Below are 202 nucleotides of genomic sequence, written 5' to 3'. Positions count from 1 at the left end.
GGAAATTCGAAAGGCCCATAGGTCCACCTAAAGCTGAATTAATGAATCCTTGAGAAATTGATCGATCGTTTTTTAAAGAATCCACTTGAACCCACAATTCGTCACTTCCTCCTAACCGCATGGATATGGGTGGTAAGCGATGATCAATTGATGAGTTTTCCCAATTAGTTGAAAAACTCGTTTGAAAATATTCTAAAAGGGA

The 202-nt window shown here is 38.1% G+C and carries 1 protein-coding gene; it reads right to left on the bottom strand.

All coding sequences use genetic code 11. From position 1 onward, the window contains the following. Positions 1-202 (bottom strand): hypothetical protein (locus tag DSP71_RS22585; RefSeq protein ID WP_220151059.1); only part of this gene is annotated, 202 nt, incomplete at both ends.

Origin of the sequence: Microbacterium sp. H6 (assembly GCF_003314775.1) — a bacterium.
GTDB lineage: Bacteria > Actinomycetota > Actinomycetes > Actinomycetales > Microbacteriaceae > Microbacterium > Microbacterium oxydans.
Note: the sequence above shows the minus strand (reverse complement) of the source record. Positions and strands in the feature narration are given on the sequence as shown.